The organism is Thalassospira sp. CH_XMU1420-2, assembly GCF_037029325.1.
Lineage (GTDB): Bacteria > Pseudomonadota > Alphaproteobacteria > Rhodospirillales > Thalassospiraceae > Thalassospira > Thalassospira povalilytica.
Map to the genome: position 1 here is coordinate 601,820 of NZ_JAYMEG010000003.1, position 26,595 is coordinate 628,414.

Genomic DNA, 26,595 nt, shown 5'->3' on the forward strand with positions numbered 1-26,595 from the left:
AAGACACGCCATAAATGCGCCTCTCATCGCGACAATAATTGCCTATCGGCGCTGCGTATTTCCACTGATTTTTTGCAGTTTTATGAATAAAGGCAATATTTCAAACGCTTAGCCATTCCAATTGGACAAACACCCGCAAACATCGTGCGCTGCACCCGCATTTCACGCAACAAAACACCACGTTCGATTTTACCATTTGTCCACCTGCACCAGACTCTTGGGATGTATCCCGACAAAATCCCAAGGAACGGCAACCGGATCACACAAAAAACGCCACCGTTCTCGATCAGGAACGATGGCGTCAATTTGATGCACGGGCAGGGGACTTCTGTCCGGATCCTATTTGTTTTCCCGAACAGATTTCAGGAAGCCAAGGACCTCCTCGCGAAGCCGCTGGGCCAGCTCACGCATCTCGCGCGATGATGTCAGAAGGGAGTTGGCCTCTGTGCTGACCATATTGGATGCATCCGATACCGCTGAAACGTTTTGCGAAACTTCCTGTGTACCCGATGCCGCCCGCTGGACACTGTCGGCGATTTCACGGGTTGCTGCACCTTGTTGCTCAACAGCGGCTGCAATGGCATTGCAGAACTCGTTGATCCTTTCAATCGTCGTGGAAATTGACCCGATTTCTGTCACCGAGCGGTTAGACGATCCCTGAATGCCGTCAATCTGGGTTTGAATGTCGCCCGTTGCCTTGTCTGTCTGATTGGCCAGTGACTTGACCTCGCCGGCGACCACGGCAAAGCCTTTACCCGCGTCACCAGCACGTGCGGCTTCGATCGTTGCGTTCAGAGCAAGAAGGTTGGTTTGTCCAGCAATGTCCTGAATAAGCCCGACAACCTGACCGATGCGTTCGGCGGCCTCTGCCAGTTCTGTGACGGTTGCCGTGGTATTGTTGATACCATTCACGGCCTCGGTTGCAACATCAATCGATTGGGTCACCTGCGCGCCGATTTCACGAATGGCTGCTGACAGTTCCTCTGTCGCAGAGGCAACGGCCTGAACGTTTTCGGTCGTGATATTTGCTGCATTTGAAACCGCGGCAGCACGGCTGGTGGATTCTTCGGCATTGGCTGAAAGCTGGGTTGCTACCGATTGGGTTCGTTCAGCCGCATCGGCAACCGTTTCAACGATCGAAAGCACACTTTTTTCGAAATTGTCGGCCATCTGATCGAGTGCACGTTTGCGTTCCAGCGCAGCCCGCTGTGTGGCCTGTTCGTTTTCATGTGCGAGGCGTTCGACCTCGGCCGCATTGTTTTTAAACACAAGGACCGCGGCCGCCATCGCCCCGATTTCATCTTTCAGCTCCGTTCCGGGTACATCGACATCCTTTTCCCCCTTGGCCAGGCGGGTCATGGCGGATGTCATGCTTAGCACCGGACGCGAAACCCAGGTGCGTACCAGAACACCCATCAGCCCCATGATCGCCAGTACGGCAATGATCGCGGTGATTATGGCGGTATAGCGAAACTCGGTCAGTGATGCATATGCCGCATCCCGATCAAGGGCAAAGCCAAGATACCAGTTCACAGAAGGCAACCCGTCAACCTTGAAGAAGGTAAACAATTGCGGACCACTTCCTTCAAGAACGCTTTGCATGCCTTCTTCGACGGTCGGGGTGTTTTCCGGGAAAACTTCGGCAATCGGTTTAAGCGTGAAATCTGCATTGGGGTGGATCAGGACGGTGCCCTGATCATTGACAAGGAACCCGTATCCGATCCCGCCCAAATCAATACTGCGAACCAGTTCGCCAAGAATGGAGATGTTGATATCACCACCCACCACGCCAAGCAGTTTCGAACCGTCAAATACCGGGGTTGTTGCCGTAACAATAAGCTGCCCGGTTGAGGCATCGGTGTAGGGTTCGGTAAGGGTACTGTCACCGATTGCCACCGCATCACCATACCATGGGCGTTTGCGCGGATCGTAATCGGGCGGCAGCTCGTCTGGCGGGTTCATTGTCATTACGCCATCGGCGCTGCCGAAATAGGCATAAATAAACGACTCAGCAAGCGCCTGGCCGCTGGCCACTTCGCGTACGGCTTCGGGCGAGCTGTCCCGTGCGATGTTGTTGGCAAGGCTTTCGACCAGAAGACGACGGCCATCAAGCCAGTTGGCAATCCCCGCCGTCGCAAGCGATCCGCTTTCGGTCAATTTTGACTGCAACGCGCTCTGGATCGACGTTCGCTGCTGGTAATCAAAATACAGGATAAAGGCAACAAACGTCGCAACAACAATCATCGCCGCTGCAAGCAAGATTCTACTGCCGATATTCAATGACACTGCGCCGCCCTCCGAGACACCATGGTTTCTAGAGACGTTGTAACGTCTTCATGCCATTACAAGCGTTTGTAGCGCGGTCTTTAAATTTAAATCAGAATAACGTGTTTTAGTGGCGTCAAATGCACGCAATAGAACCATTCAACGAAAGTCGCATAAGTTCTGAGACCAACATCACTTTCCAAGTGCCTTGTTTTAGTTATTGATTATAGATCACATTGCCTTCAACCTTTGGTTTCCCCATATGTGGAACTGTCTTGGGGGCAACGTCACATAAGTACCGATAAACGGAGGAAATAGATGAAACGCGCATTAATTGCAGGGATGGCGGTCGCGTTTGCGTTTGGGAGCACTGCTGCTGTCGCGCAGGATCGCACCGGTTGGCCTGATAGCTTTACCGTTGGCACCGCTTCTCAGGGCGGAACATACTTTGCCTATGGTTCGGGTTGGGCAAACCTTGTCGCTGAAGAACTCGGCATTTCCGGTGGTGGTGAAGTCACCGGTGGTCCGATGCAGAACATGGCCCTGGTCCATACTGGTGAAGCCGCATTTGGCATGACCACGATGGGACCGGCTGCAGAATCGCTGGCCGGGACCAACCCGATTGCACCGGGCGTCCAGATGACCAACGCTTGCGCAATGTTCCCGATGTATCAGACGCCGTTCTCGATCACCGCATTGGCATCGTCGGGCATCGCATCGGTTGCCGACATTCCGGAAGGTGCGAAAATCGGTTTCGGCCCGGCCGGGTCGACATCCGACACCTATTTCCCGCGGATGCTTGAAGAACTCGGCGTGAAATTCGAACGCCGTAACGGCGGCTGGTCTGATCTTGGTGGTCAGCTTCAGGATGGCCTGCTTGACGTTATCGCATTCGCCGCCGGCGTCCCGGTTCCGGCTGTCAGCCAGCTGGAAGTCCAGACCAAAGTGAACATCATCGAGTTCACCGAAGCAGAACAGAAACAGATCATGGATGCCTTCCCGGTATCCGAGTTCGACATCGCAGCTGACACCTACACCACTTTGACCGCACCGGCACGTTCGGTTTCGATGTGGAACTTTGCGATTGCCAACTGCGATCTTCCTGAAAGCTTCGTCTATGCCGCAACCGACGTTGTGATGTCGGACAATGCCCGCATGGTTTCGATCCACCGTGCGGCCCGTTCGACGGTTCCGGAAAACTGGAACAAGAACAAAGTCATGAAATGGCACCCGGGTGCCGCCAAATGGTTCAATGAACATGGCGCATCCATCCCGGCTGACATGATCCACTAAGTCAGCCCGATCTGATATCGCAAGGCGGGTCATCGCAATGGTGACCCGCCTTTGCTCAATCGCCGTAAAGAAGCTTGCCAAAAACAAATGACCAAAGAGTGCGGGGAAACCTTATGACCGAACCCAACAAACCTGATGACGACCATCTCATCGCCGATGGCGTTGACGAGGAACCGGTTGAACAAAACCGACGCCTTTTTGAAGGGCGCGGCCTTACTTTCATTACGATTGCTGCTGCGATTTATGCCGCGTTTCACATGCTGGCACTTAATGGCGTGTCGCTGTCGGGCATGACCGGTGGTTTGGTTAATCTTGCGTTTCTGCCTGATTTTCCGCTCGAAACCTGGAACTTCCGAATTGTTCACGTTGCCGGTGCGCTGGCACTTGGTTTCCTTTGGTATTCGGCCAACAAATTTGCGGATGCCCCGACCGGCCAGACGCCGCTTTTGGGTTATCTGTCCTACATTCTGCTGGTTCCGGCCTTTGTTGCCGTGGGAACCGCAATCAGTTTCGCCTTTGAAATCAACAATGGCGTGATGTGGAACGGCATTGATGCGCGCATCAAGTTCAATGAAACCTGGGTCTTTGGCGCGCCGCTTATGGCTGCGACAGTCGGCGGTATCGTTTTGTCCTGGTTCCACAAAACCACCAGAAACCGTTATTCGCCGCCGGACTTTGTCCTTACGGTATGCGGGCTTGCAGTCGCCATCTATCTGATTACGATTTATGGCACCTTGATGCGCAACTCGACCGGAACGCCGTTTGCGCCAATCGGAATTTCGATTGCTGCGATTTCCGGAACATTGCTGATTATGGAATTGACCCGTCGTGTCGCCGGGCTTGCGCTTGTGATCATCGCAACGATCTTCCTCGTGTACGTCTTTGTCGGTGAATTCCTGCCGGGCTTCCTGCAATCACCGGCAATCACCTGGCAGCGCTTCTTTAGCCAGGTCTATACCGATGCCGGAATTCTCGGACCGACGACGGCCGTTTCTTCGACTTACATCATCCTGTTCATCATCTTCGCAGCCTTTCTTCAGGCATCCAAAGTTGGCGACTATTTTGTGAACTTTGCCTTTTCGGTCGCCGGACGGGCGCGGGGTGGCCCGGCCAAGGTTGCGATTTTTGCATCCGGTTTGATGGGCATGATCAATGGCACATCGGCCGGTAACGTTGTGGCAACCGGTTCCTTGACCATCCCGTTGATGAAAAAGGTCGGCTATCACAAGAAAACCGCCGGCGCGATTGAGGCCGCAGCATCGACTGGTGGCCAGATCATGCCACCCATCATGGGGGCGGGCGCCTTCATCATGGCCGAGATTACCGGTATTCCATATACCGATATTGCGATTGCCGCGGTTATTCCTGCGATCCTTTATTTTGTGTCGATCTATTTCATGGTCGATTTCGAAGCCGCTAAACTCGGCATGCGCGGCATGAAGGAAGAAGAACTGCCGCGCTTCAACACGATGGTCAAACAGGTCTACCTGTTCCTGCCGATCATCATATTGATCATTGCGTTGTTCCTTGGATATTCGGTTATTCGTGCCGGTACGCTGGCGACGGTTGCGGCCGTCGTGGTCAGTTGGCTGACACCAAACCGGGTCGGTGTTCGCGCCGTTGCCAAGGCCTTTGAGCTGGCCGGTGGCATGTCAATTCAGATCATTGCTGTTTGTGCCTGTGCCGGGATCATTGTTGGCGTTATCGCCTTGACCGGTGTTGGTGCGCGGTTCTCGAACCTGTTGCTTGGTCTGGCAGAAGCATCCCAGCTTCTGGCACTGGTATTTGCCATGCTGATTGCCATTCTTCTTGGCATGGGCATGCCAACAACCGCTGCCTACGCCGTGGCGGCATCCGTTGTTGCACCGGGCCTGATTGAGCTTGGAATTGAACCACTTACCGCTCATTTCTTCGTGTTCTACTTTGCTGTGGTTTCGGCAATCACGCCGCCAGTTGCGTTGGCATCCTATGCCGCGGCCGGGATTTCAGGAGCCAATCCGATGGAAACATCGGTGGCGTCATTCAAAATCGGCATCGCGGCCTTTATCGTGCCGTTCATGTTCTTCTATAACGCTGCGATCCTGATGGAGGGCACATACCTTCAGATCGGGCAGGCGCTGGTTACGGCCGTTGTCGGCGTATTCCTGCTGTCTGCGGGTGTTCAGGGCTGGTTCCTTGGCCGCAACGCGGTCTGGTTCTTGCGTATTGCCCTGATCATTGCAGCGTTGTTCATGATTTCCGGCGGTCTTGTTACCGATCTTATCGGTGTCGGGATGGCTGCGGTGATCTGGTTTGTTCAGCGCGTGATCAAACCAAAAGCCGGTGCGACTTTCCGTACCGGTAGTGCGGACTAAGCACCGCCCAACACCAAATTTAAACGACAAAAGCGCACCGGAAACGGTGCGCTTTTTCTTTTCTGAAATACAGGACTTGGGAAATCAGTCCGATACTTTTTTCACAAATTCGGATTTCAGTCCCATCTGACCAATCCCGGGAATTTTGCAATCAATATCGTGATCACCGTCGACCAGGCGAATGCCTTTGACCTTGGTACCAACCTTGACAACGGCCGATGACCCTTTGACTTTCAGGTCCTTGATAACGCTTACCGTATCACCATCAGAAAGCGGCGTTCCGTTGGCATCCCTGACAGTTGTCTCGGATGAAGTATCGGCTGATGCAGACCATTCATGTGCACATTCCGGACAAATCAGGAGCTCGCCATCCTCATAGGCATAGGGCGATTGGCATTTGGGGCAGGGCGGTAACGCGCTCATTGGCGGACTTTCATTAGGACGGTTTCAAAATCTTGCGAAAGGAGGCTACAGTTCGCAGAACAGTGACGACCGCGTCAAGATAAACAATATCCGTGCAGTCCGCATTCTATGGCTTAAAACCCCGAAATCCCGGCGAAATCGACAATTGTCATTTACCGGCGCGTATTTGGATATAAGTTGCCGCGGCAGTCGCAGGCGTCCGTATCCGCAAGGTAACCGCCTTATGGGCCAGTGCAATTCCCGCCCGCTGATACATGTCTGGGTTGCAGAATATGAAGTGTGCGTTTGGCGAAAACACGGCCATAACGCACACAGCTGATGCAGATATGAGTGAAAAAAATGGATTGGGTCCCAATAATCTTCGGCACGTTCAAGATTGTCGCGTTATGCACCGCCATGTTCTTTTCCATCAAATGGCATTACGACCAGGGAGAAAAGGGCGAGACCCGCGCCCTGATACGCTCTGGGGCCAAGATGGTCGCTATTTTCCTGGTTGCATTGATCGCAGTCGGACTTGTCGCCATATTGCTGAGCCGCATGCTCGGCCTGGAATTAAGTTACTGATCACGACAACCGAAATGCATCACACCGTATGGGATGCCTGCCATGCCTTCATCATGGCAATTGGCCCAGAAAGCAAACGGATTCCGGGCGGATAAAACAATGTCCGCGACCGCGCGAGGAAGATATGCACAAGCCAAGCTGAATGCTAAATCGGAAACCAGTTTTGGTTCACAATTCGCAACAGTCCGCGGCAATTTACAACGTAATCAACGACTTGGGAAATGGCGGAGAGGGTGGGATTCGAACCCACGGTACCCGTAAAGGCACGACGGTTTTCAAGACCGTTGCATTCAACCACTCTGCCACCTCTCCGCAAAAATGGTCGGAGCATCTCGCTCTGGGCGCTTTCAATAAATTGGGTGCGCTGCCCTGTCAATAGGTCAATCCGATATTGCATCGAATGCTGACGAAATAATTTGTTTTCAGTAAGGTACCAGCAACCACAGGGCGAATAACCAGTCGGATTGAATTCACGTGTTCTATTTTCTGTCAAAAACAGTGGGCTATATCGTCAATATCGGGCTGGTCCATGGGGTTGTCTTGTTGGCGCTGACCGCATTGATTTGCCTGCGCCGAACGCGGCGCTTTGCGCTTGCCGGCCTGGTTGTCGTGACCGTTTTATCACTGTTGATTACAGTATTTCCGCTCGGTGCGTTTTTGTCCCGGACGCTCGAAACACGGTTCGAAAAGCCTGATCTGGACAAAACCGAATTTGCAGGCGTCATCACACTGTCAGGCAGTATCGATGCAAACGGCTTCCTTCAGCGTGGCGACGTGCAGTTTCTCAGTGCCCCGGACCGGGTCTTTACAATGCTGCGCGTTGCAAACAAATACCCCGATAAACCCGTAATATTCACCGGGGGCGATGGTGTTTTGAACGATCGGGGTTTCAGCGAGGCCAATGTTCTTCGCGACTGGCTTTACGATTCGAAGCTTCTGACGCCGAACATGCATTTCGAGACCGAAGCACGCAACACATATGAGAATGCGCTAAACTCCCACAAGGTTGTGTATGGCAACTGGCCGGAACTGGCACAAAAACCTTGGCTTTTAATCACTTCGGCCGATCATATGCCGCGCGCGGTTGGTGTTTTTCGACAGGTTGGATGGACTGTAATTCCGTATCCGGTCGGCAGATTGACCTCAGACGACATCCATTTAGCAAGTCTTAACGTCTCAGGCGGTATCAAATCTCTAAGTCGTGGTTTGCGTGAATGGGTAGGTTTGACCGCCTATTACCTGACCGGGCGAACGAATGAGTGGTTCCCCGGCCCGATGCCGGTCGCCCCTGACAACTAAAATCCTGGATGAGGCCTTTTGATGAAATTCTGGAAATTGCTGACTGCCGCCTCGGTGTTGACTGTTTTGGCTGCGCATTCACCTGCCTTCGCACAGACCGATGAAAAACTTCCAGAATTTACCACAGAGGGGTTTGATGAATGGCTTGTTGACTTCAAAAAAGAAGCAGCAGCCAAAGGCATTTCACAGCCGACACTCGATGTCGCCTTTGCCAACACCAAGCCGATCCCCAAAGTCATCGAATATGACCGCAGCCAGCCGGAATTCAAACTGACGTTTGAACAATATATCCAGCGCGTGGTGCCACAGTCCCGTATTGATGAGGGACGTCGGAAATACGCCGAAAACCGCGCCGTGATTGATGCCGCGGCAAAAAAATATGGTGTCCCGGGTCAGTATCTTACGGCTTTTTGGGGAATTGAGACCGGATTTGGCCGCCATACCGGCGGGTATTCCGTGGTTGATTCACTTGCGACCCTTGCCTTTGAGGGCCGTCGGGCGGAATATTTCCGCAAGGAATTGATGAATGCCCTGACCATTATTGATGCTGGGCATATAGCACCTGAAAACATGTCAGGGTCGTGGGCCGGTGCAATGGGGCAGGCGCAATTCATGCCTTCCACATTCCTGAACTATGCACGTGATGGAAATGGCGATGGCAAGATTGATTTGTGGGGGGCAAAGGAAGATGTCTTTGCGTCGGCTGCAAACTATCTTTCGACCGTTGGCTGGAAGGGTGACGAGCGTTGGGGACGCAAGGTCAGCATCCCGAAAGATTTCGACAAGTCACTGGTTGGCCGCGACATTCGCAAACCAATCGCCGAATGGCAGAAAGCCGGTGTACGCATGCCTAATGGTGCGGATCTGCCAAAGGCCGACATGGATGCATCAATTGTTACCGTAAATGACGGTGAAGGTCCGGCATATATGGTTTATAACAATTTCCACACCATCATGCATTGGAACCGTTCGACCTATTTCGCGATTGCTGTCGGTACGTTGGCAGACGCGATTGCGGGGCAGTAACCATTGAATGTCCAGGTGACGGGAAAATCCCGTCACCGACAGATACAGAGCATCTTTAAGCGGGGACACCTTGATGCCATCACCAAGAAAAAGTGCATTCGCACGCCTGCGGACAAAAAGCCGCCTCGGACTGTCCGTGGTTGCACTTGGTATGTTACTGGCAGGTTGTGCCGAAACCCAGTTGGCCGTTCACGGTGTCAAACGTCTGGGCGGCGGACAAACACAACCGGTTCAGGTCGGAAGCTACAAGATCGGCAATCCCTATGAAATTGCCGGTCAGTGGTATTACCCCGCCGTTGATTACGAATATAGCGAAACCGGTATCGCATCCTGGTACGGCCCCAAATTCCACGGCAAACGGACAGCCAATGGCGAAGTTTTTGATCAGTACGAAATATCGGCGGCCCACCGTACCTTGCCACTGCCAAGCATTGTTCGTGTAACCAACCTTGAAAACGGCAAATCGCTTAAGGTTCGCATCAATGACCGCGGGCCGTTTGCACATGGCCGCATCATTGATATGTCGCGCCGCGCGGCCCAGTTGCTCGGTTTCGAGAAAAAGGGCACGGCCAAGGTGATGGTCGAGGTGATCGAAAGCGAAAGCCGACAGATCGCCGCAATCGCGCAGGGCAAAGCAGCACCGGCGGTCACCGTTGCCGAACAGAACACCGTATCGGCCGCACCGCGTGATGTTGTCGAAACCGTACGTCTTGATGATGGTCCGATTACTGACAGCGGACAGCCGACAACGTCCCGGATCAAACTGACGCCGCCATCGTCCGAACCAAGCGTATCGTCATCCCCGCTGGAAGGAACGGTTGAAGAGGCCGCAGTTGTCAATGTTGCGCCTGTTGCCAATTCGTCAATCTATGTTCAGGCCGGTGCATTTTCAGTTTATGACAATGCCTTGAACCTTCGGAACCGTCTTTATGATCTTGCACCAAGCAAGATTGAACCGATTGAAGTCAAAGGCACGACCTTTTACCGGGTACGTCTTGGACCGTTAAACACGGTGCCCGAAGCTGACATTTTACTCGAACGGGTGATTGCAACCGGCCAGAACGGCGCCAAAGTGGTCGTTGAATGCGCTGACGGTGGGGCTGCCAAGTCGGGATGTTGATTGCAGAAATCCGCTGTGCTACCGCTTTGATTGCTGTCATGCGCACGGTTTTCTGATGAAGTCTTTTGTTTTATGAGCATACCGGCTTGCTGTTGCACAATTTTGCCGGATTTGCGACATAAGCAACAGAATGAACACGCCGAAAGACCGGCGGGAACAGATTTTATTATACAGGGTTAGGACGCTATGACTTTGATGCCGCCAATTCCGTTCAAAAACAGTCTGAACCGGGTAGTGGCCGGGGCCGCAATATTGGGGTCCGTCATGGCAATGTCGATGACCAGTGCACAGGCGATCGAGACCAGCGCGCGTGAAGCCTACATTATGGATTTCGACACCGGTGCTGTCCTTCTGAACAAGGAAGGGGACACACTGACCGAACCGGCATCCATGACCAAGATGATGACTGTCCATATGCTGTTCAAGCATATCAAGGACGGAAGTGTATCGATGGATGACACCTTCCATGTCAGTGAAAAGGCATGGCGCAAGGGCGGATCCAAAATGTTCGTCGAGGTCAATTCCGACGTTTCAGTTTCCGACCTTCTGCACGGAATTATCGTTCAGTCCGGCAATGATGCCGCGATTGTGGTAGCCGAAGGCCTCGCCGGCACCGAAGAAGCCTTTGCCGAGGAAATGACCCAGGAAGCGCGCAATATCGGCATGACCAAATCGGTGTTCAAGAATGCCACCGGTTGGCCTGCCGAAGGTCACCTTGTCACTGTGCATGATCTTGCGATCCTGGCCCGCGATACCATTCGTAATTTCCCTGATCTTTATGAACTCTATTCCGTCAAGGAATTCACCTACAACGGCATCCGTCAGCCCAACCGCAACCCGCTTTTGGGGACCAGTGCAGGTGTCGACGGCCTTAAAACCGGGCATACGGAGTCTGCCGGCTATGGCCTTACCGCGTCGGCCGAACGTGATGGCCGTCGCTTGATCATTGTTGTCAATGGCCTGAACTCGGTTCGGGAACGCCGTACGGAATCACAGAAACTTCTCGATTGGGGTTTCCGCGAATTCGACAATTACGACCTGTTTTCCAAGGATGAAACGGTCAGTTCCGCCAATGTCTGGCTTGGCGCCGAAACAAAGGTTGATCTGGTCGCAGATCAGGACATTCTCCTGACACTCCCGCGCAGTGCTAGCCGTGATATGAAAGTGTCTGTCGTCTATGACGGTCCGATTCCGGCCCCGATTGCCAAAGGCGATCAGATCGCGACCCTGAAGGTGGAAGTTCCTGATCAGGAAGCCAAAGAATTCCCGCTTTATGCGGCCCATGATGTCGGGCGCCTCGGCTTTGTCGGCCGTATCGGTGCCGCCATCAAATATCTTCTGTGGGGGGCAAACGGGTGAGTGTGAAGCCCGGCTTGTTCATCAGCTTTGAAGGCGGGGAAGGCAGCGGAAAATCGACACAGATCAGATGCCTTGAGAAATGGTTCCGCAATCAGGGGCGTGACGTCGTTGTCACCCGCGAACCTGGCGGTTCGCCCGGCGCAGAGGAAATCCGCACGCTTCTGCTGACGGGCGATCCTGGGCGATGGGATGCGGTCACCGAAGCACTTTTGATGTTTGCATCGCGCCGGGACCATGTCGAACGCACGATCCGTCCGGCCCTTGCCGAAGGCAAAGTTGTGCTTTGCGACCGCTTTGCCGACTCATCCGTTGCCTATCAGGGATATGGCCACGGGCTCGGGGCTGATTACATCAGAAATCTTTGGCAACTTGCCATCGATGGTTTCAAACCCGATATCACCCTGATTTTTGATCTGCCGATCGAAATAGGACTGGAGCGCGCTGGTGCACGTTTTGCCAATGTCAGCGCCGCCGAAGACCGGTTTGAACGGATGGGACTGGAATTTCACCAGCGTCTGCGTGACGGTTTCCGTGAAATCGCGGCCGCAGAACCGGAACGTTGCTGCGTTGTTGATGCCCAGGGCGATATTGATGACGTAACCGCACGTGTCATTGAAACGGTCAAGAACCGTATTGTCGGGCAGGGGGCATAAATCCGGATGGCCCGTAACGACGACCTTCAAGAAGACAACAATCCGTTTGAACCGCGCCGTAATGAGGCGCTTCTTGGCCACGAAGAGGCCGAGAAAACAATTCTTGATGCCTGGAATAGCAAACGGATGCATCACGCGTGGCTATTGTGTGGTCCGCGTGGCGTTGGCAAGGCAACACTGGCCTATCGCATGGCGCGTTTTATCCTGTCTGGTGGCGGGATCGGCGGGGCAGGCCTGTTTGGTGATCAGCCAGATGGACTTTACGTTGATCCCGAAGATCCGGTCGCACGACGGATTGCAGGTGGCGGGCATGGTGACCTCAAGGTTATCGAGCGCCAGTATGACGAGAAGAAAAAACGGCTTCAGGGCGAAATTACCGTCGCCAATGTGCGCACTGTTGGCAATTTCATGTCCAAAACCTCGGCCGAGGGCGGCTGGCGGATCGTGATCGTCGATGCGGCTGACGAGCTGAACCGTAACGCAGCAAACGCCATTCTGAAGGTTCTCGAAGAACCGCCGGCAAACGCGATGATGATCCTTATTGCCCATCATCCGGGCCGTTTGCTGCCAACCATCCGTTCACGTTGCCGTCGATTGAACCTTGGCGCGCTTGAGGACCATCAGGTTGTCGATCTTTTGGGCCGCTATTGTCCTGAAATGGATCTTGGCGATCGTGATGCGCTGTCGGGTCTGGCCGAAGGCAGCATTGGCCGTGCCCTTCAACTGCATGAAGTCGGCGGGCTTGAGCTATATACCGAGATGGTCAATCTGATCGCATCTTTGCCAAATGCCGATGTTGCGGCCCAGCACAAATTTGCCGAACGCTTTTCCCCGGCAGACAAGGACGCGGCCTTTGCCACCGTGACCGAACTTCTGCATTGGTGGCTGGCCCGAATGATCCGGTTTGCCGCAACCGGACAGCCGCCACGCGAAGTGGTCGAGGGCGAATTGCCAGCCATGCAACGCATGGCCGCTGCGCAACCGCTTGATCAATGGCTGGAGGTATGGGAAAAGATCAACGAATTGATGGGCGCGACCCGCGGTTTGCATCTTGATCGCAAGCAAGCCTTGCTGAATGCATTCTTCATGCTTGAAGAAACCATGCGAACCTGACATCACTGCCCAGTAACCGAAATTTTGACCATCACGGCCCATTTCGGGCCGTTTTGTTTCACGACTTGCGCGAAGGATTTGCGACCATGACCGGGCACAAACAGCCCTATTACATCACGACCCCGATCTATTACGTCAATGACAAGCCCCATATTGGCCATGCCTATACGACGCTTGCCTGTGACGTTCTGGCACGCTTCAAGCGCCTGGACGGGTATGACGTGATGTTCCTGACGGGCACGGACGAACATGGTCAGAAAGTCGACAAGTCGGCCGCGGCCAAGGGTATCGACCCGCAAACCTTTACCGACCAGGTATCGCAGAACTTCCGCGATCTGGCCGTGCATATGAACTATTCGAATGATGATTTCATTCGGACGACCGAAGAACGCCACAAAAAGGCCTGTCAGGCGCTTTGGAATACGTTGCTTGAAAAGGGCGAGATTTATCTTGGCTCCTATGATGGCTGGTATTCGGTTCGCGACGAGGCCTTTTATGCTGAAAAAGAACTGATCACCAAGGATGGCGAGAAACTGGCGCCGACCGGGGCCCCGGTCGAATGGGTGTCTGAACCCAGCTATTTCTTCAAGCTGTCGGCATGGGGTGATCGTCTGCTTGAGTTCTATGAACAGAACCCGGATTTCATCGCACCGCAGTCACGCCGCAACGAAGTCATCAGCTTTGTCAAAGGCGGAATGCATGACCTTTCGGTATCGCGCACCAGCTTCAAATGGGGTGTGCCTGTTCCGGGTGACGAAGACCATGTCATGTATGTCTGGCTTGACGCGCTGACCAACTATCTGACGGCGATCGGTTATCCGGATGCAGATCCGGCCAAACTTGAAAAATACTGGCCGGCTGACCTTCACATGGTTGGCAAGGATATTCTGCGCTTCCATGCAGTTTACTGGCCGGCCTTCCTGCTTGCCGCCGGCATCACACCACCCAAGCGCGTCTTTGCTCATGGCTGGTGGACCAACGAAGGCCAGAAGATTTCCAAATCGATCGGCAATGTCATTGATCCCTATGACCTGACTGAAAAATACGGTCTGGATCAGACCCGCTATTTCCTGATGCGCGAAGTTCCGTTCGGCAATGATGGTGACTTTGCCCATCGCGCCATGGTCAATCGCATGAACAGCGAATTGGCAAACGATCTTGGCAATATGTGCCAGCGCGTTCTGTCGATGATCCACAAAAACTGCAACGCCGCGATCCCGACACCGGGCGCGCTCACCAATGCGGATAATGAAATCCTCGGCAAAGCACACGGGATGCTGGACACCGTTCGGCCGCTGTTTGATGAGCAGGCATTTAACAAGGGCCTTGAAGCAATCTGGAGCCTTGTGGGCGATGCCAACCGTTATGTCGATGAAATGGCGCCCTGGGGCCTGAAAAAGACCGATCCGGCACGGATGGAAACGGTTCTTTATGTTCTGGCCGAAGTCATTCGCCATGTTGGCATTCTGGTTCAGCCGATCATGCCGGATTCCGCATCGAAAATTCTCGATTTGCTGGTGCTGGCCGATGATCAGCGCGGGTTCGAGAATCTTGGCCCGGATCATGCCCTTGTTCCGGGAACGGAAATCCCGAAACCGGCTGGCGTATTCCCGCGCTTTGTAGAAGAAGACGAAGGAGAGAAGGCATGAATGTCGCCCTGGTCGACAGCCACTGCCATCTGGATTATCCGCAGTTTTCCGAAGATTTTTCGGGCACCATCGCGCGGGCGAAAAATGCCGGCGTTGGCATGATGGTCAGCATCGGCGTGAAACTGACGACCTTTGATCAGGTTCGCGCCATTGCCGAAAAATCCGATCATATCTATTGCACGATTGGCGTGCATCCGCACGAAGCCGGCGAGGAGGGGCTTTCAAGCCCCGAACCGTTGCTGGCCAAGGCATCCGATCCCAAAATTATTGGCATCGGCGAAAGTGGCCTTGACTATTTTTACGACAATGCACCGCGTGAAGCCCAGCAACAAAGCTTTCGCGCCCACATTGCCGCATGCCGTGAAACCGGTTTGCCTCTGATCGTTCACACCCGTGATGCGGATGATGACACGATGGATATTCTCGAAGAAGAATATGAAAAGGGGCCCTTTACAGGGGTGATCCATTGCTTTTCAAGTTCGGCAACACTGGCGCAGCGGGCCTTGAAAATCGGGTTTTATATCTCTTGCTCGGGCATCATTACGTTCAATTCCGCCAAGGAAATCCGCGCGGCCCTTGAAGATGTGCCCTTGGACCGGTTGCTTGTGGAAACAGACGCACCGTATCTGGCACCTGTGCCCAAACGTGGCAAACCGAACGAGCCAAGCTATGTCGCCCACACAGCGGCAAAGCTCGCCGAAATCAAGGGTGTAAGCCTCGAAGAAATCACCCGGGTCACCACGGACAACTTCTTCAAACTCTTCACCAAGGCCAATCGCAAAAATCTTCTTCTGCCAGGAGAAGAGGCACAGTGACCAAAATAACCATCCTTGGCTGCGGATCATCAAATGGCGTGCCATCCGTTGGCCTTGGATGGGGAAAGTGCGACCCGAATAATCCGAAAAACCGCCGTTTGCGCAGTTCGATCCTGATTGAAGAAGCCGGGAAAAAGATCCTTGTCGATGTCACCCCGGATTTCCGTGAACAGGCGATCCGCCATAACATTGATCATCTTGATGCCATTCTGTTCACGCATTCGCATGCCGATCACGTGCACGGGATTGATGATGTTCGCTGGCTCAATGTGGCGATGAACCGGCCAATAGATATCTATGCCTCGGCCGAAACAATCTCTGATATCGACCATCGCTTCAATTATGTCTTTACGCCACTGCCTGACGGGGTTGAGTTCTATTTCAAACCGGTCCTGATACCGCACGTCATCACAGGGCCGTTGGTCGCAGCAGGGGTCCCGATAACCGTTTTCTCGCAGGATCACGGCTATGGCGAAACCCTTGGCTTCAAGATCGGGAAATTTGCCTATTCGACGGATGTCGTGAATTTCCCCGAGCAATCCAAACAACATCTTTATGATCTTGATGTGTGGGTCGTCGATTGTTTGCGCCACCGACCACACAACACGCATGCGCATCTTGAAAAGCTGCTGGGCTGGGTTGAAGAATTCCAACCCAAAAAGGTCTACATGACCCATATGAGCATTCAGTTCGATTACGCACAGGCGATGGCCGACACACCGAACCATGTTGAACCGGCTTATGACGGGCTTGTCATCGAGGTGAACTGATCATCACGGCTCAGAAGCCTGTAAAAGGTGTATTTCAAGGTGTATTTCAGTGTCGGTGGGGAATAAGAATTCCACGGGACGTACACCGTACATTCTCTGCATCATTAAGTTCTATAATATATATTATGACAAATATTTCTAAATGGTGTTTATGGAAAAATATATAATACCTTCAACTCACTGCATTCTGTTATCTCATGCAATGCATTCAATTTGATGCCTGCGTACAGATGCACCCGCTGCTACGAACTGCGTTTGAATGAAATGCTGAACACACACCCGCTGTTGCGTTCGGGCTGGGTCAATTTCACTTTGGTGTCGTGACGTGCCGCAATTTCTTTGACGATCGACAGACCAAGGCCGCAACCCTCTTCCTGACCGGATTCACTCATCCGATAGAACCGTTTGAAAACATCCTTGTGATGTTCAATCGGAATGCCCGGGCCATTGTCCTCGACGCTTAGCCACACGAACCCCGGTTTTCGATCATTTTCAAGACGCACTGTCACCGCACTGCCATCCGGGCAATAGATCAGCGCGTTATGCACCAGGTTTTTAAGAAGTTCTTCAATCAGGGTTGCGTCACCCATAATCAATACCGGCTCTGTCAGGCCCTCGTACCCAAGATCAATGCCGTTTTCGATCGCAGCTGGAACCTTTGCACTGGTCACCGCACGTGTGATGGCACAGAGATCGATTTTTTCAAACGGACGTCCGGCCAGGCCTTCGGGTGCTGCACGTGCAGACGCCAATAACTGATTGGCCAGATGTGAGGTTTGTCGGGTTGAAGACGCAATGGTTTCCATGATTTGGCGCATTTTTTCCGGATCATCTTCCCGCTGGCCAAGTTCTGCCTGGGTTCGCAATGCCGCCAAGGGAGTCCGCAGCTGGTGGGCTGCATCCGCTGTAAAGCGCTGCATGGTCTTGAGGCTGTTTTCAAGGCGTCCGAACAGCTGATTGATCGCTCCTACAAGATGTCGCACTTCGGTCGGAACGTCATGCAAGATGGGTCGCAAATCGGTTGGCGAGCGACGGTTCAAGGCTTCTTCAAGCCGTGTTAGCGGCTTAAGACCCTGACCGATCCCGAACCAGACAATGATTGCGGCAAGCATGATCAGCACAATCTGACGTGCAGCAGCACTGGCCAGAATATCCTCGCTCAGACTGGTTCTGGTACCCATTGTTTCCGCCACAAGAACCTGAAAACGCGTTGCTTTTCGAACACTTGCAACATATCGCGACAATGCACCAATGCGCACCGGTTCACCATTATAGACCGCATCATAAAATACCGGTTCTTCGCGCAGCGGCAGCAAACGGTCCGGCACCGGGGGCAAGTCTTCGTATCCGGTGATGAATTCGCCCTGCCCGGTACTTACCTGATAAAATACCCGGTCTTCGGCCGCACTTGTCAGCATCTCAAGCGCGACATAGGGAACATCAACCTCGATCTTCCCGCCGATCATGACCACGCGATCTGCAATGGCCAATGCAGAACTTAAAAGTGCCCTGTCAAATGCCTGGTTTGTCGACCTAACAGCGTTGCTGCGCACTTCAAGCAACATCAATGAACTGATCACCAAAAGCGGTATCAGCAGCCAGATGACAAGCCTGCGTCTAAGAGATCCGTTACGCCATTTCATGTCTTTTTCAACAAATATCCAAGCCCGCGAACCGTCTGGATTTTGACGTCGGCTGTTTCGACACGCTTGCGCAGCCGGCTGATATAAAGTTCGACCGCATTTGCACTGATATCGTCTTCAAATCCGGCCAACTGGTCTGCAATTTGTTCCTTGCTCAGAACATGACCGACCCGCAACAGCAAGATTTCAAGGATATTGAGCTCGCGGCGTGGAATATCGACGTCATTGCCGTCAATCATGACGCGGCGGGCAACCGTATCGAAAGTCACTTGGCCGCATTTGATCTGGGTGTTGTGCGTACCCGCATGACGGCGCATCAGCGCCCTCACCCGTGCTTCAAGCTCGACAAGCTCAAACGGTTTGGCCAGATAATCGTCGGCGCCAAGATCAAGTCCCTTCACCCGGTCTTCGATATCGCCACGCGCCGTCAGGATCAAAACAGCACTTTCCGCCCCCCGATGACGCAACCGCCGCAGGATTTCAAGCCCGTCGAGCTTCGGAAGGTTGAGATCAAGCACCACAAGCCCGTATTCCTGCGTCCGCAGGATATCGTCGGCTTCCTCGCCATCGGCAATGATATCAACCGCATAACCCGATTGCCTTAAAGACTGTGCAATCCCGTCAGCCAGTGCGGCGTGATCTTCGACGACAAGGACTCTCATTGTTTGTGTTACTCTTCCCTGATAAACCGTTCTACGGCGTTGTTATGCTTTGCCGTTCTTGGTATTGGCTTTGATATGGCCGTTTATGTTGAAACGCTTTGCCCGTATCCAGCCAGTCGTCTCTGGCCGACCGTGACATAGAGTATCCGAAATGACCCTGGGCCGTACCATTATTCGTTTATGTGCCATCGTGGTTGCGATGCAAGCATCTTCTGCATTGGCGGAAGTCTTTACCTTTGCCCCGCTGCGAACATCCCAGATTTCCGACCCGGAACAGTCACTTTTATCACCCGATACCCCGTCCGCGGTTATTTACGGTTCTGCCGATATTGGCGCATTTTCCCCGGTCATCGAAGCGTTTCAGCAAGAAAACCCATATGTTGGTGTCGAATATCATCAGCTTCAAACCCTTGAAATGTATGACATGACACTGGCACAGCGTGCCAATGACGAACCAAATGCCGATCTGATCATCAGTTCGTCCATGGACTTGCAGATGAAACTGGCCAATGACGGCTATGCCATTTCACATCAAAGCAGCCAGACGCGCGCCTTGCCACATTGGGCGCGCTGGCGCAACGAAGCCTTTGCCGTAACGCAGGAACCCGCCGTCATTGCCTACAACCGGGCATTTTTTCGCGAACACAATCTTGAACCGCCCAGAACCCGCGATGCCTTCATCGAACTCCTGACCAAACATGATGATCTGTTCAGTGAGAAGGTTACCACCTATGACATTGAACGAAGCGGGGTTGGTTTTCTGTTTCTGGCCCGCGATGAACGCTTCTTTCCGGGTATCTGGGATTTCGTGCGCACACTTGGCCAGTCGAAGGTGAAGCTTTATTCCAACACGTCACCAATGCTGGAAAAAATCGCCGATGGGCAGGTGGTGCTTGGGTACAATCTTCTTGGCTCCTATGCTGAGACGTTCAGCCATCGCAACCCGAACCTTGGCGTTATCCTGCCCGACGACTTTATTGTCGTGTATTCGCGGATTGCCATCATTCCGCGCGACGCACAGAACCCCGACCTTGGTGCCCGTTTCCTCGACTTCATGTTATCGATCAAGGGCCAAAGCGTTCTGCAAAGCGAGGGCAATTTCAACCCGGTCCGCGCCGATGTCCCGCAAAGCCCGTTCTCGTCGCTGATTTTTGACCGTTACGGCGAACGGGTACGTTCTTTTCCAGTCGGTCCGGGTCTTCTGGTCTATCTTGATCAGGCCAAGCGCCAGCGCTTTATTCGCCGTTGGCAGGATTCCTTGCTAAACCGTCGCTAAGGCACCCTGCCCGGCATTCATTCCGTCATCAGGCCTTGTTGCATTCCGTTTTTGCACCTTCGGGAACCGGTCGGCGTTCAGGCCCCGTATAGCTCCAGATCATGCGACGCGGGATCGGGCCCTTGTTGCGGCCACCCTGACTGGTCTGCTCCCAGGCATGGGCAAGGATACCGACAGAACGGGACAGGCAAAACAAACCGCGCGCCAATTCCGGTGCAAAGCCGAGTTCGGCATAGATCACCGCTGTGGCACCATCGATATTCATCGGAATGCGTTTGCCTTTGCGTTTGAGCAATTCATCCTCGATACCGCTTGCGATCCGTCCAAACCGGCCTGAAACATGCCCGTCCTCAGCGGCGACCTTGACCAGTTCAAGCAGCCGGGGCGCCCGCGGATCAACCGGATGGAACCGGTGACCGAAACCCGGAACATGTTTGCCGTGTTCTGCAATCTGATGATCCAGTCCGTCAGACACCGCTTCCTCAAACACCACACCGCGATCCATGCGGCTTGCGATATCATGATAAAGGCTGACGGCCTGCTCGCCCGCACCACCATGCACATCGCCCAGAACATTCACGGCACTTGCCATGGCATTGTTAAGCCCGACCCCGCATGTCGCAGCCATCCGGGCAATGGCAATGCTTGGCGCTTGCGGGCCATGATCAACGGCGGAAACCAGAGCTGCTTCGAGTAATCGCGCCTGACCAGCAGTCGGCAGTTCGCCACGCGTCATCAGCCAGATCATCGTCGGGAAACTGACATTTCCGATAAGTTCTTCGATTGCATAGCCGCCATAATGGATTTTTCCGGGCTCCATATCGATGATACCGGTAGGCCACCAGTCGCGAACTTCCTGTTCGATTTCGGTTGCTGTCTTCTCGCTCATAATACGCCCTCATTGGCCAATGTTGAAATTTCGTCCGCCGACAGACCAAGCCCGGTCAGAATATCGGTAGTGTCCTGGCCAAGTTCGGGGGGCGGCATATCAACCGACGGCGCATCCCCGTCCATCTTGATCCCGGTCTTGAGAATGCGGATATCACGCCCGGCTCCCGGGACATTTTCAAAGGACGCCAACATTCCCCGATCGGCAATTTGTGGCAGTGCCAGCACCTGTGGAACGGTCAGAACCGCACCGGCCGGCACACCGACCGCGTTGAAACGTTCAACCCAATGATCCGTGGCCCCCGTCCTCAGCACATTTTCAAGAAGACCGGTCAAGGTTTCCCTGTTTTCAAGCCGTTCCTTGCGCGACGTAAAGCGGTCGTCACCAATCAGCTCTTCCAGCCCAAGGACACCACATAATGCCTCGAACTGTTCCTGTTTGTTTGCGGCGATATTGATTTGGCCGTCTGCGGTACGGAACGTTCCCGATGGCGACGATGTGAAATTGTCATTGCCATTGGCGGTCGGCTCCTTGCCTGCAACCAGATAGTTTGAAACCACCCAGCCCATGGTCGCGATGACAGATTCCAGCATCGAGATATCGATAAAGCAGCCCTTGCCGTCCTTGTTGCCAAGTGCACGTCCGGCCAGCGCCGAGCTGATCGCAAAAGCAGCCGTCATGCCGCCAATCGTATCCGCCACCGGATAGCCAACGCGATAGGTACCCTTACCCTCCTCGCCGGTAATCGTCATGATCCCCGAAAGACCCTGAACAATCTGATCATAGGCCGGAAGCTTTTTCATCGGACCGGTTTGCCCGAACCCGGAAATCGCGCAATAGACAAGCTTCGGGTTCACCTGTGACAGGATGTCATACCCAAGCCCGAGACGGTCCATGACGCCCGGGCGAAAATTCTCGACCAGCACATCGGCGCGTTCGACCAGTTTCTTGAGAATCTCTTTGCCACGTGGATCCTTGAGATTAAGGGTGATCGACTTCTTCCCGGCATTTTGCGCCATGAACGAGACGCCCATAAGTTTTTCATTCAGGGCCATGTCCGCGCCCAGCTGCCGCGCAAGATCCCCGCGCCCCGGTGCTTCGACCTTGATCACGTCCGCGCCAAGATGGGCAAGCTGATGACAACAAAACGGCCCGGCCAGAACATTGGTAAGGTCCAGCACCGTGATACCGGAAAGCGATTTTGATCCGTTCATGGAATTTCCTTAAATTCTGTCTAGTAGAATTATGTTCTATTATATAGAATTTTGGACTATCGCGAAATCCAAACAGCACTTCATCGCCGATCACCCGCCTGAAACAGGACGATTTTCCATGTCAGACCAAAACGTTACCGCCGTTGAACGCGCCCTTAAAATTCTGGATGTCTTTACCGATCAGGACGGCGACTTGTCGCTTAAGGATCTGGCTGAACGCACCGGAATGTATAAAAGCACCCTGTCGCGACTGGCGGGTACGCTGGAGTCCCACGGGTTTCTGATGTTGTCGGGACGTGGTCGCTATCGATTGGGGCCGGCCTTGTGGCGACTGGGTTCGATCTATCGGCGTTCTTATCGCATGGATGATGTGGTGCGCCCCCATCTGTCGGCACTGGTCAAAGAAAGCGGGGAAACGGCATCTTTCTACGTGCCCGAAGGATCAAGTCGTCTTTGTCTGTTTCGTGAAAATTCGTCGCGCAGTTTGCGCCACCATCTTGAAGAAGGTGCCCTTTTGCCCTGTGATCGCGGGGCGGCCGGTCATGTTATCCGTGCCTGGGGCGATGGTGTCGATGATCGCGCCATCGAGGTTCTTGATGACAGGTTTGCCGAAAGCGAAGGCGAACGTGACCCGGACATATCGGCGATCGCGGTGCCCGTTCTGGCCCGTCAGGGGCATCTTTTGGGTGCCTTGGCACTATCCGGCCCAAGCAGCCGCTTCACACGTGAAAAACGCCATAACATTCTGCAAAAATTGAAAAACCATGCCACAGAATGTGGTGACCGACTGTCTGGCTGACCGCGTATTTCCACCCACCTTTTCCATTGCCGCAAAAATGATGTGAAAAATTTTCACGCAATTATCCGCAATGACAGGTTGATGACAGGTTCTACTGTTAACGTCCTCCAACTGCCGATCCGGGTGCGTCTTGAACGTGCCTGGAACAAACAAAAAGAATATCGGCAAGGGAGGTCATTTTTAGCGGTCGTATGCTGATGGGGAAACTGTATCGGCATTGCGACATCAACCATCTTCCTTGTCGAAGTTTTGTTCCTTTCGATCGGTCGACCGCCAAACGGGTGGTCTGGGAAAATGCTTTAGTGTCTGGAGGAGACCCTGATGAATAAGCTGACGATGTTCTCGCGTCGCGGATTTATTGCCGCAGCAACCGCTGTTGCTGTTTCGACTGCTGCATTTGGCGCCATGGATGCCAAAGCCGCAGAAATCAATGAAATTCACTTCGTCATTCCGGGCGGCGCTGGCGGCGGCTGGGACGGTACGGCACGTGGTACCGGTGAAGCCCTGACCAAATCCGGTCTGGTTGGCACCGCATCCTACGAAAACATGTCTGGCGGCGGCGGCGGTAAAGCCATTGCCTACATGATCGAAGCGGCTGACCGTCTTGACAACACCCTTATGGTCAACTCCACCCCGATCATCGTTCGTTCGCTGACCGGCGTGTTCCCGCAGTCCTTCCGTGACCTGACCCCGATTGCTGCTGTTGTTGCTGAATATGCTGCATTCGCAGTTCCGGCAGACAGCAAATTCCAGTCCTTTACCGATGTAGTTGACGCTGTGAAAGCGGATCCGAACTCGGTCAAGTTCGGCGGCGGTTCGGTTCGTGGCGGTATGGACCACATTGTTGCTGCGTATGCTGTCCAGAAAGCTGGCGGCGATGCGAAACAGGTAAAATACATCCCCTACGATGCTGGCGGCAAAGCAATTGCAGGCCTTCTGTCGGGTGAAACCGAAGTTCTGTCGACCGGTCTTGGTGAACTGCTTGAACTGGCCAAGGCTGGCCAGATCCGCATTCTTGCCGTGACCTCGAAAGAACGCGTTGAAGCGGCTCCGGACGTAGCGTCGCTCGGTGAACTCGGCATTGATGCCGAATTCGTCAACTGGCGCGGCTATTTCGGCTCCCCGGCACTTTCGGCTGAAAAAGCGGATGCCTATGCAGCGGTCCTGAAAGACGTTCAGGCAACCCCGGAATGGGAAACCGTTCGCAAGCGCAATGGCTGGGAAAAAATCTACAAGCCGCGTGCTGAATTTTCCGCATTCATGGAAAACCAGGAAAAGGTCGTTGGCGACCTGATGCGCGAACTCGGCTTCCTGAAATAAGCCACTAGAACACAAGTAAAAAGACCTCCGAAGGAAACCACGCCATGTCCATCAATCGCGACAAATTCGGCGCATTGCTATTCCTATGCCTTGCGCTGATTTATGGCTTTTATGTCGGTGATATCCCGCTGCTGTTTGGCGACGAGGATGCCCCGTTTAACGCCAGAACCCTCCCTAATGCACTTGCCTGGATCCTGGGCGTGGTTTCCTTTATCCAACTGATCCTGCCGGCCAACCAGGAGGCCGGCAACCTTGCGGATGCCTTCCGCGGCCTCAAATGGCGCCGCGTTGTCATCCTTGCGGGTCTGATGGTGTTTTACGGCCTGACGATCCGCCAGCTTGGCTTCCCGATTTCGACCTCCCTCTTCCTGATGGGTGGTTTCTATACCCTTGGCGAACGACGTCCCCTGGTTCTGGTTTTGACGGCTGTTCTTGTCACACTCGCATTCTGGGGCCTGCTTTATCTGATGGGTATTTACCTGACCCCTGGCGATTTCTTCTACTATCTCGGTTGGATGTCGAACGATGCTTGATGGAATTTTCGCCGGTCTTTCGACCGCTGTCATGCCGATCAACCTTTTGATGGTTGCTGTTGGCTGTTTCGCAGGCACCTTTATCGGGATGCTCCCCGGTCTTGGCCCGATTACCGCCATTGCACTGATGATCCCGATCACCTACGGGTTTGATCCGTCGACCGGCCTGATTTTGATGGCTGGTGTGTATTATGGGGCGATTTTCGGTGGGTCGACCTCTTCTATTCTGATTAACGCACCGGGTGTTGCCGGTACGGTTGCAACCGCCTTTGACGGCTATCCGATGGCCCAGAAAGGCCAGGCTGGCAAGGCGCTGGCAATTGCGGCCTATGCGTCGTTCTCGGGTGGTACGATCGCTGCGATCTTCCTGCTGGTGGCGGCACCTGCCTTGGCCTCTGTTTCGCTGTCTTTCCAGTCTGGCGATTATTTCGCACTGATGGTTCTGGGTCTTACGGCCGTATCGGCCTTTGCCGGCAAGGGCCAGGTTCTCAAGGCCATCACCATGACGCTGTTTGGCATCATGCTGTCGACCATCGGCACCGATCCGGCAGCCGGTGTTGCACGCTTTACCTTTGGCAGCATGGACCTTATTGACGGTATCAGCTTCCTGTTGCTGGCGATGTCGACCTTTGCCCTGTCCGAGGCATTGCTGTCGATCCTGCGTCCGACCAAGGACACACGTAGCGACGAAGAAAAGGCCCTTAAAAGCCTGGGCTCGATGAAGCTTTCCAAGGATGAAGTCAAAACCATGGTTCCGGTCATTGGCCGTTCGTCGATCCTTGGTTTCTTCACCGGTGTTCTTCCGGGTGCGGGTGCGACCATTGCTTCGTTCCTCGCCTATGGCATGGAACGCAACCTTGCTTCGGCCAAGGAAAAGCTTCAATTCGGCAAAGGTTCGATCCGTGGCCTGGCGGCGCCGGAAACCGCAAACAATGCCGCGTGTTCGGGTTCATTCGTACCGCTTCTGACCCTTGGTATCCCGGGGTCGGGTACGACGGCAGTCATGATGGGCGCGCTGATTTCCTATGGCGTTCAGCCTGGCCCGCGCCTGTTTGTTGAACAGCCTGCTGTGTTCTGGTCTGTCATCATTTCGATGTATATCGGGAATGTGGTGTTGCTGATCCTGAACCTGCCGCTGATCCCGTATATTTCCCGTCTGCTTGCCCTGCCCCAGCAGCTTCTGGTGCCGTTCGTTCTGTTCTTCTCGCTGGTTGGTGTTTATCTGGTGACCTTTAACACCATGGACATCCACATGATGGTGATTGCAGCGGCAATCGCGATCGGTCTGCGCTTGCTGAACTATCCGATGGCGCCGATGCTTCTTGGCTTCATTCTGGGCAAGATGATGGAAGAAAACCTGCGTCGTGCCCTGGCAATCAGTGACGGGTCGATCTCGTTCCTTTGGGAACGTCCGATTACGCTCGTCATTCTGCTGATCAGCATTCTGTTCCTGTCTGCTCCGCTGATCGGGAACCTTCGGGAATGGATGCGTAATCGCAAAACAGTTCCCAATGACGGTGAACTCTAAAAACCGACGTTAATCGGCGCGAAGGAAA

General features: G+C 53.8%; 23 protein-coding genes and 1 tRNA gene. 17 read left to right on the top strand and 7 right to left on the bottom strand.

The genetic code is table 11. The features are described 5' to 3' along the window. Positions 1 to 339 precede the first annotated feature (339 nt). Positions 340 to 2,286 (bottom strand): methyl-accepting chemotaxis protein, encoded by a 1,947-nt coding sequence (locus WA429_RS12465; RefSeq protein ID WP_287465039.1) that lies wholly within the window; start codon positions 2,284 to 2,286, stop codon positions 340 to 342. 297 nt (positions 2,287 to 2,583) lie between these two features. Between WA429_RS12465 and WA429_RS12470 the strand changes: the two genes are divergently transcribed. Next, complete coding sequence (locus WA429_RS12470) at positions 2,584 to 3,558, top strand: TAXI family TRAP transporter solute-binding subunit (protein WP_206927595.1); 975 nt, start codon at positions 2,584 to 2,586, stop codon at positions 3,556 to 3,558. A gap of 113 nt (positions 3,559 to 3,671) precedes the next feature. Beyond that, positions 3,672 to 5,912, top strand: a complete 2,241-nt coding sequence (locus WA429_RS12475) for a TRAP transporter permease (RefSeq protein ID WP_206927596.1) — start codon at positions 3,672 to 3,674, stop codon at positions 5,910 to 5,912. 84 nt (positions 5,913 to 5,996) lie between these two features. On the opposite strand, the gene WA429_RS12480 is transcribed toward WA429_RS12475, so the two are convergent. Next, positions 5,997 to 6,335 (bottom strand): zinc ribbon domain-containing protein YjdM, encoded by a 339-nt coding sequence (locus tag WA429_RS12480; protein ID WP_286886083.1) that lies wholly within the window; start codon positions 6,333 to 6,335, stop codon positions 5,997 to 5,999. A gap of 339 nt (positions 6,336 to 6,674) precedes the next feature. On the opposite strand from WA429_RS12480, the gene WA429_RS12485 reads away from it, so the two are divergent. Then, positions 6,675 to 6,899, top strand: a complete 225-nt coding sequence (locus tag WA429_RS12485; RefSeq protein ID WP_068519066.1) for a hypothetical protein — start codon at positions 6,675 to 6,677, stop codon at positions 6,897 to 6,899. Between the two features lie 222 nt (positions 6,900 to 7,121). Here WA429_RS12485 and WA429_RS12490 read toward each other — a convergent pair. Further along, positions 7,122 to 7,211 (bottom strand) — tRNA-Ser (locus WA429_RS12490). Between the two features lie 162 nt (positions 7,212 to 7,373). On the opposite strand from WA429_RS12490, the gene WA429_RS12495 reads away from it, so the two are divergent. From WA429_RS12495 to WA429_RS12535, 9 genes are all read left to right on the top strand, one after another. Further along, positions 7,374 to 8,198 carry a YdcF family protein gene (locus WA429_RS12495; RefSeq protein ID WP_287465037.1) on the top strand — a complete coding sequence of 275 codons (825 nt, stop codon included), beginning with the start codon at positions 7,374 to 7,376 and terminating at the stop codon, positions 8,196 to 8,198. 21 nt (positions 8,199 to 8,219) lie between these two features. Further along, on the top strand, positions 8,220 to 9,224 hold the full coding sequence (locus tag WA429_RS12500; RefSeq protein ID WP_068519064.1) for a lytic murein transglycosylase: 1,005 nt from the start codon (positions 8,220 to 8,222) through the stop codon (positions 9,222 to 9,224). A 73-nt stretch (positions 9,225 to 9,297) separates the two neighbouring features. Further along, the gene (locus WA429_RS12505; RefSeq protein WP_206927598.1) at positions 9,298 to 10,344 is read left to right on the top strand and encodes a septal ring lytic transglycosylase RlpA family protein; all 1,047 of its coding nucleotides are present in this window, start codon (positions 9,298 to 9,300) and stop codon (positions 10,342 to 10,344) included. A 264-nt stretch (positions 10,345 to 10,608) separates the two neighbouring features. After that, positions 10,609 to 11,703: a D-alanyl-D-alanine carboxypeptidase family protein gene (locus tag WA429_RS12510; protein ID WP_242512861.1), complete on the top strand. Its 1,095-nt coding sequence runs from the start codon at positions 10,609 to 10,611 to the stop codon at positions 11,701 to 11,703. Then, complete coding sequence (gene tmk, locus WA429_RS12515) at positions 11,700 to 12,356, top strand: dTMP kinase (protein WP_228195486.1); 657 nt, start codon at positions 11,700 to 11,702, stop codon at positions 12,354 to 12,356. The genes WA429_RS12510 and tmk overlap by 4 nt, the downstream gene beginning before the upstream one ends. Positions 12,357 to 12,362: 6 nt before the next feature. Beyond that, positions 12,363 to 13,469, top strand: a complete 1,107-nt coding sequence (locus tag WA429_RS12520; protein WP_287465036.1) for a DNA polymerase III subunit delta' — start codon at positions 12,363 to 12,365, stop codon at positions 13,467 to 13,469. A gap of 86 nt (positions 13,470 to 13,555) precedes the next feature. Beyond that, positions 13,556 to 15,118: a methionine--tRNA ligase gene (gene metG, locus WA429_RS12525; RefSeq protein ID WP_287465035.1), complete on the top strand. Its 1,563-nt coding sequence runs from the start codon at positions 13,556 to 13,558 to the stop codon at positions 15,116 to 15,118. Next, the gene (locus tag WA429_RS12530; RefSeq protein WP_287465033.1) at positions 15,115 to 15,933 is read left to right on the top strand and encodes a TatD family hydrolase; all 819 of its coding nucleotides are present in this window, start codon (positions 15,115 to 15,117) and stop codon (positions 15,931 to 15,933) included. Before metG ends, WA429_RS12530 begins: the two co-directional genes overlap by 4 nt. After that, positions 15,930 to 16,703, top strand: coding sequence for an MBL fold metallo-hydrolase (locus tag WA429_RS12535; protein WP_287465032.1), 774 nt, complete (start codon positions 15,930 to 15,932; stop codon positions 16,701 to 16,703). The genes WA429_RS12530 and WA429_RS12535 overlap by 4 nt, the downstream gene beginning before the upstream one ends. Positions 16,704 to 16,945: 242 nt before the next feature. Here the strand turns inward: WA429_RS12535 and WA429_RS12540 are convergent, their stop codons facing one another. Together WA429_RS12540 and WA429_RS12545 are read right to left on the bottom strand one after the other, a co-directional pair. Continuing rightward, on the bottom strand, positions 16,946 to 18,346 hold the full coding sequence (locus tag WA429_RS12540) for a sensor histidine kinase (RefSeq protein WP_287465030.1): 1,401 nt from the start codon (positions 18,344 to 18,346) through the stop codon (positions 16,946 to 16,948). Next, positions 18,343 to 19,008, bottom strand: a complete 666-nt coding sequence (locus WA429_RS12545; RefSeq protein WP_101246256.1) for a response regulator transcription factor — start codon at positions 19,006 to 19,008, stop codon at positions 18,343 to 18,345. Before WA429_RS12545 ends, WA429_RS12540 begins: the two co-directional genes overlap by 4 nt. A 151-nt stretch (positions 19,009 to 19,159) precedes the next feature. Here WA429_RS12545 and WA429_RS12550 point away from each other — a divergent pair, with 151 nt between their 5' ends. After that, the gene (locus WA429_RS12550) at positions 19,160 to 20,284 is read left to right on the top strand and encodes an ABC transporter substrate-binding protein (protein WP_068519055.1); all 1,125 of its coding nucleotides are present in this window, start codon (positions 19,160 to 19,162) and stop codon (positions 20,282 to 20,284) included. 28 nt (positions 20,285 to 20,312) lie between these two features. Here the strand turns inward: WA429_RS12550 and WA429_RS12555 are convergent, their stop codons facing one another. Then, positions 20,313 to 21,173, bottom strand: coding sequence for a citryl-CoA lyase (locus tag WA429_RS12555; protein WP_287465027.1), 861 nt, complete (start codon positions 21,171 to 21,173; stop codon positions 20,313 to 20,315). Further along, positions 21,170 to 22,387 carry a CaiB/BaiF CoA transferase family protein gene (locus WA429_RS12560; RefSeq protein ID WP_287465026.1) on the bottom strand — a complete coding sequence of 406 codons (1,218 nt, stop codon included), beginning with the start codon at positions 22,385 to 22,387 and terminating at the stop codon, positions 21,170 to 21,172. Before WA429_RS12560 ends, WA429_RS12555 begins: the two co-directional genes overlap by 4 nt. A 118-nt stretch (positions 22,388 to 22,505) precedes the next feature. Here WA429_RS12560 and WA429_RS12565 point away from each other — a divergent pair, with 118 nt between their 5' ends. The 4 genes from WA429_RS12565 to WA429_RS12580 all read left to right on the top strand — a co-directional run bounded on the left by WA429_RS12565 (position 22,506) and on the right by WA429_RS12580 (position 26,567). Continuing rightward, complete coding sequence (locus tag WA429_RS12565) at positions 22,506 to 23,186, top strand: IclR family transcriptional regulator (protein ID WP_287465025.1); 681 nt, start codon at positions 22,506 to 22,508, stop codon at positions 23,184 to 23,186. A 321-nt stretch (positions 23,187 to 23,507) separates the two neighbouring features. Next, complete coding sequence (locus WA429_RS12570; RefSeq protein WP_068519052.1) at positions 23,508 to 24,506, top strand: tripartite tricarboxylate transporter substrate binding protein; 999 nt, start codon at positions 23,508 to 23,510, stop codon at positions 24,504 to 24,506. Positions 24,507 to 24,550: 44 nt separating this feature from the next. Further along, positions 24,551 to 25,039, top strand: coding sequence for a tripartite tricarboxylate transporter TctB family protein (locus WA429_RS12575; RefSeq protein ID WP_101246259.1), 489 nt, complete (start codon positions 24,551 to 24,553; stop codon positions 25,037 to 25,039). Continuing rightward, positions 25,032 to 26,567, top strand: a complete 1,536-nt coding sequence (locus WA429_RS12580) for a tripartite tricarboxylate transporter permease (protein ID WP_068519050.1) — start codon at positions 25,032 to 25,034, stop codon at positions 26,565 to 26,567. Before WA429_RS12575 ends, WA429_RS12580 begins: the two co-directional genes overlap by 8 nt. Positions 26,568 to 26,595: the final 28 nt, after the last annotated feature.